This is a genomic window from Pseudoduganella sp. RAF53_2 (assembly GCF_052113985.1).
Lineage (GTDB): Bacteria > Pseudomonadota > Gammaproteobacteria > Burkholderiales > Burkholderiaceae_D > Rugamonas.
In genome coordinates this window covers 1-5474 of sequence record NZ_JBFRDW010000406.1, presented here as the reverse complement: position 1 = coordinate 5474, position 5474 = coordinate 1, and the positions used below count along the sequence as shown (strand labels likewise).

General features: G+C 64.9%; 2 protein-coding genes and 1 pseudogene. All 3 read right to left on the bottom strand.

Annotated features, from left to right (window positions below; all coding sequences use genetic code 11):
* On the bottom strand, window positions 1–2016 hold a 2016-nt coding region (locus AB4Z11_RS21380; protein ID WP_442027528.1), incomplete at its 3' end, for an efflux RND transporter permease subunit.
* Window positions 2013–5120 carry an efflux RND transporter permease subunit gene (locus AB4Z11_RS21375; protein WP_442027527.1) on the bottom strand — a complete coding sequence of 1036 codons (3108 nt, stop codon included), beginning with the start codon at window positions 5118–5120 and terminating at the stop codon, window positions 2013–2015. The genes AB4Z11_RS21380 and AB4Z11_RS21375, both read right to left, overlap by 4 nt.
* A pseudogene (locus tag AB4Z11_RS21370) lies at window positions 5117–5474 on the bottom strand (hypothetical protein); the annotation flags it as partial. The gene AB4Z11_RS21375 and the pseudogene AB4Z11_RS21370, both read right to left, overlap by 4 nt.

Genomic DNA, 5474 nt, shown 5'->3' with positions numbered 1-5474 from the left:
CTTCAGGGTGTACTGGTACGTCGAATTGGTCTGCCGCCCGCCCATGCGCAAATCCTGCACGGGATTCAGGAACAGCGAAACCCCGGTCACTTTGGCCAGCTTGGGACGCAAGCGCGCAATCACCTGCTGACCGGACTCGGTGCGCTCCGACACCGGCTTCAGGTTGACGAACATGAAGCCGCCGCCGGCGCGCGAGCCGCCGGTAAAGCCGACAACGGTCGCCACCGCCGGATCGGCCTTGATGATGTTGACCAGCTGGCGCAGCTTCTGCTGCATGGCCTGGAAGGAGATACTCTGGTCGGCGCGAATGCCGCCGTTGATCTGGCCGGTATCCTGCTGCGGGAAGAAGCCTTTGGGCGAGGCCGCGAACAGATAGACGTTCAGGCCAACCACAAAGGCCAGGATGAACATCACCAGCCAGATGCTGTGTAAGGCCCAGTCCAGCGAGTGCTCATAGACGCGGATCACACTGTCGAACATGCGCTCGAACAGGCGCGACACGCGGCCCGGCGGTTTCTTGTCATGGCCCGGCTTCAGCAGCCAGGCGCACATCATCGGCGTGGTGGTCAGCGAGATGACCAGGGAAATCAGCACCGCGGCGGACAGGGTCACTGCGAATTCGCGGAACAGGCGTCCCACCTGGCCGCCCATGAACAGCAGCGGAATGAACACCGCCACCAGCGACAGGCTGATGGACAGCACGGTGAAGCCCACTTCACGTGCGCCCAGCAGCGCGGCCTGGAAGCGGTCCATGCCCTCTTCGATGTGGCGGGATGTGTTCTCCAGCACCACGATGGCGTCGTCGACCACGAAGCCGGTGGCCACGGTCAGCGCCATCAGGCTCAGATTATTCAGGCTGAAGCCCAGGAAGTACATGATGCCGAAAGTGCCCAGCAGCGACACGATGGTCGCAATCGCCGGAATCACCGTTGCGCGCGCACTGCGCAGGAAGGCGCTCACCACCAGCACCACCAGGACGATCGAAATGATCAGTGTGGCTTCGATTTCGTGCAGCGAAGAGCGGATCGAGTTGGTACTGTCGGACGCCACTTCCAGCTTGATGTCCTGCGGCAGCTGGGCGCGCAGCTGCGGCAGCAGTTCGCGTACGCTGTCCACCGTTTCGATCACATTGGCGCCCGGCTGGCGCGTGATCAGCACGATCACCGCCGGTTCGCCGTTGTACAGGCCCAGCGTGTTGCGGTTTTCCGCGCCATCGCTGACGGTCGCCACGTCGCTCAGGCGGATCGGCGCGCCTTCACGCCATGCCACGACGAGGTTACGGTAATCGGCCGCCATTGGGCGCTTGTCGGTGTCGCCATGGCCCGAGTAGATTTGCAGGCGGCGCTCATCGCCTTCGATCGCGCCCTTGGGGCGATTGGCATTGCTGGCCTGAATGGCGGCGCGCACGTCTTCCGACGACACGCCGTATTTGTTCATCGCAAACGGCACCAGTTCCACGCGCACGGCAGGCAGCGAGCCGCCGCCGATTTCCACGTCGCCCACGCCCTTCACCTGCGCCAGCTTCTGCGACACGATATTGGACACAGCTTCGTAAATCTGGCCCGGGCGGCGGGTCGGCGACGTCAGCGCCAGAATGATGACCGGCGCGTCGGAAGGATTGGCCTTGCGGTAGGTCGGATTCTGCTTCAGCGTGGATGGCAGATCGACGCGGGTGGCATTGATCGCCGCCTGCACTTCACGTGCGGCGGAATCGATCTGGCGCGTCAGGTCGAACTGCAGGTTGATGCGGCTGGAGCCGCTGCCCGAGTTGGACGTCATCTCGTTAACGCCCGCAATCACGCCCAGCCGGCGCTCCAGCGGCGTTGCCACGCTGGACGCCATGGTGTCCGGACTGGCGCCCGGCAGGCTGGCGCTGACCGAGATCGATGGATAATCGACCTGGGGCAGAGGCGACACCGGCAACACGAAGAAAGCCGCGATACCCGCCAGCGCGATCCCGATCGTCAGCAGGACCGTAGCAATCGGACGCCGGACAAAGGGCTCGGACAAATTCATGGTGCAGCCCCCTCCCCGCTCGCCTGTTCCTTGCGCGCGGCGCGATTGTGCCAGCGCTGCGCCAGGCGGTCGAAGCCGAGGTAAATCACCGGCGTCGTGTACAGCGTGAGCATCTGGCTGACGATCAGGCCACCGAAGATCGACAGGCCCAGCGGACGGCGCAGTTCAGCGCCTTCACCCCAGCCGAACATCAGCGGCACAGCGGCAAACAGCGCAGCCAGCGTGGTCATGATGATGGGGCGGAAGCGCAGCAGCGCGGCCTGGTGGATCGCTTCCTGTGGCGGTTTCTTCTCCTCGCGCTCCGCCTCGATGGCGAAGTCGATCATCATGATCGCGTTCTTCTTCACGATACCGATCAGCAGGATGATGCCGATGATGCCGATCACGCCCAGCTCCTGCCCCGTAAGCATCAGCGCCAGCAAGGCGCCCACGCCCGCCGAAGGCAGCGTGGACAGAATGGTCAATGGGTGGATATAGCTCTCATACAGCACGCCCAACACGATGTAGACGCAGACCACGGCGGCCAGAATCAGCCACAGCTGGTTGCTCAGCGAGTTCTGATACGCGCCCGCCGCGCCGAGAAAGGTCAGCGTGACGGAGGCCGGCAGCTGAATATCCTTGGCAGCTTCGCGGATCGCATCCACCGCATCGCCCAGCGCCACGCCGGATGCAGCGTCGAAGCCCAGCGTGGTCGCAGGATACTGCGCCACGTGCGTGATCTGCAGCGGCGCCGGCTTTTCCGTTACCGAGGCCACGGCGGACAACGGTGTCGCCTTGCCGCTGCCGGTGCGGATTTGCAGATTACCCAGCGCATCGGGCGTGCTCAGACCATCCTGGCGCGCCTCCAGAATCACGCGGTACTGATTCGTCTCGGTGAAGATGGTCGACACGATGCGCTGGCCGAAGGCGCTGTACAGGGCGTCGTCGATATTGGCGGCCGTGACGGACAAGCGCGATGCCGTGTCGCGGTCGATGTTCACGTACGCCGCCGCGCCCGTTGCGCCGGCGTCGGACACCACATTGCGCAACTGCTTCTTGGTCGCCATGCGCTCGGCCAGCTTGTTGGCCCATTGCGTAACGGTGGCGTTGTCCGCTCCTTCCAGCGAGACACGGTATTGCGTCGGGCCGGATTCGGCGTCGATGGTCAGATCCTGCGTCGGCTGCAGATAGATGTTCACGCCCGGGATGGCCGACACATTGCGGCGCATGCGGGTCATGATCTCTTCCTGCTTGTCGTGGCTCTTCTTCAGGTTGATCAGCATGTGGCCCGTGTGCAGCATGGAGTTGTTGGCTGCATCCACGCCGACCACGGAGCTGAGCGACTGCACATCGGGATCTTTCAGCAGCACGCGGGCCGCTTCCTGCTGCAAATCCGCCATGCGCGCGTAGGACACGGCTTGCGAGGTTTCGATACGCACTTGCAGCTGGCCGGTATCCTGCGTCGGGAACAGGCCTTTCGGAATCAGGATGTAGAGCAGCGCCGTCAGCACCAGGGTGGCCAATGCGATCAGCAGGGTCAGGCCCTGGTGATCGAACACCCAGATCAGGCTGCGGTCGTAGTGATGAATCACCTTGTCGAAGCCGCGCTGGATGCGCGCACCGACGCTGCCCGGTGCGTCGTTGGCGTGGCTCTTCAGCCAGCGGCCGGACATCATGGGCACCAGCGTCAGCGACACGACTGCCGAAATCAGGATGGTGATGGCCAGCGTCACCGCGAATTCGCGGAACAGGCGGCCCACCACGTCGCCCATGAACAGCAGCGGAATCAGCACGGCGATCAGGGACACGGTCAGGGAAATGATGGTGAAGCCGATCTGCGTGGCGCCTTTCAGTGCGGCCTCCATCGGCTTCTCGCCTTCCTCGATATAGCGCGAGATGTTTTCGATCATCACGATCGCATCGTCGACCACGAAGCCGGTGGCAATGGTCAGCGCCATCAGGCTGAGGTTATTCAGGCTGTAGCCCAGCAGGTACATCACGCCAAAGGTGCCGATCAGCGAAATCGGAACGGCCAGGCTGGCGATCACGGTGGCGCGCAGGCTATGCAGGAAGGCGAAAATCACCAGCACCACCAGTACCACGGCCAGCACCAGTTCGATCTCCACGTGTTCGACGGAGGCGCGAATGCCGGTGGTGCGGTCGCTCAGGATGTCCACGCGCAGCGCGGCGGGCAGGCCCGATTGCAGCTCGGGCAGGCGCTTCTTGATGGCGTCCACGGTGGCGATCACGTTGGCGCCGGGCTGGCGCTGCACGTTCAGGATGATCGCGGGCTTCATGCCGGACCAGGCGCCCAGCTTGACGTTTTCCGCGCTGTCCACCACCTGTGCCACATTCGCCAGACGCACCGGCGCGCCGTTGCGGTAGGCGATGATCAGGTTCTTGTAATCCGCGGCCGTGACCAGCTGGTCGTTGGCGTTGATCGAGAAGGCGCGGGTTGGGCCGTCGAAGCTGCCTTTCGCGCTGTTGGCGTTGGCGGCGGCGATGGCGGTACGCAGGGTGTCGAGGCCCAGGCCGTAGCTGGCCAGCGATTGCGTATCGGCCTGAATGCGCACGGCGGGACGCTGGCCGCCGCTCAGGGTGACCAGGCCGACGCCGGTGACCTGGCTGATTTTCAGGGCCAGGCGGGTATTCACGATGTTTTGCACTTCCGTCAGCGGCATGGTGTCGGAAGTGATGGCCAGCGTCATCACCGGCGCGTCGGCCGGGTTGACCTTGGCGTAGACCGGCGGCGCAGGCAGATCGGTCGGCAGCAGGCTGGAGCCGGCGTTGATGGCGGCCTGCACTTCCTGCTCGGCCACGTCCAGGGTTTGTCCGAGGCCGAATTGCAGGGTGATGATGGAAACGCCGGCGGCGCTGGTGGAACTCATGCGCGACAGGCCGGCCATCTGGCCGAACTGGCGTTCCAGCGGCGCGGTAACGGTCTGGCCCATCACTTCCGGACTGGCGCCGGGGTACAGCGTTTGTACCTGAATCGTGGGGAAATCGACTTGCGGCAGTGCGGACAGCGGCAGGAACTTGAAGCCCACCAAGCCTGCCAGCACGATCGCCAGCATCAGCAGCGAGGTCGCTACCGGACGCTTGATGAATGGCGCGGAAGGACTCATCGCGCGCCACCTCCCTGCGCAGGCTGCTGCGTGCCCTGTCCTTGCTGCTGGCGTTCCTGCCAGCGGCGGCGGCGCTCGGCTTTCGCCGCGTCGTCAGGCGTGGCCGCATCGCCGGTTGCAGCGCGCTGGCGGCTCGCGCCTTCAGCCGGCGATTCCGGCGTTGTCGGTACACCCGCAGCTTCACGCGCACGGCGGCCTTCGTCGCTCGACGCCGCGTTCGCGCCGCCGGCAGGAGCGCCCGCACCGCGTGCGCCGGCCGCGTCAGCGCCCGCGTTACCGGCCGCTGCGCCATCGCGATGGTGGTGTCCACCGCCGCCCGCCGCGCCAGCCGTCTGGCCAGCCGCTGCGTCGCCG

Bases quoted from the DNA above. Each gene is read 5' to 3' on its own strand.
- AB4Z11_RS21375 (WP_442027527.1), bottom strand. From the start codon at position 5,120: ATGAGTCCTTCCGCGCCATTCATCAAGCGTCCGGTAGCGACCTCGCTG.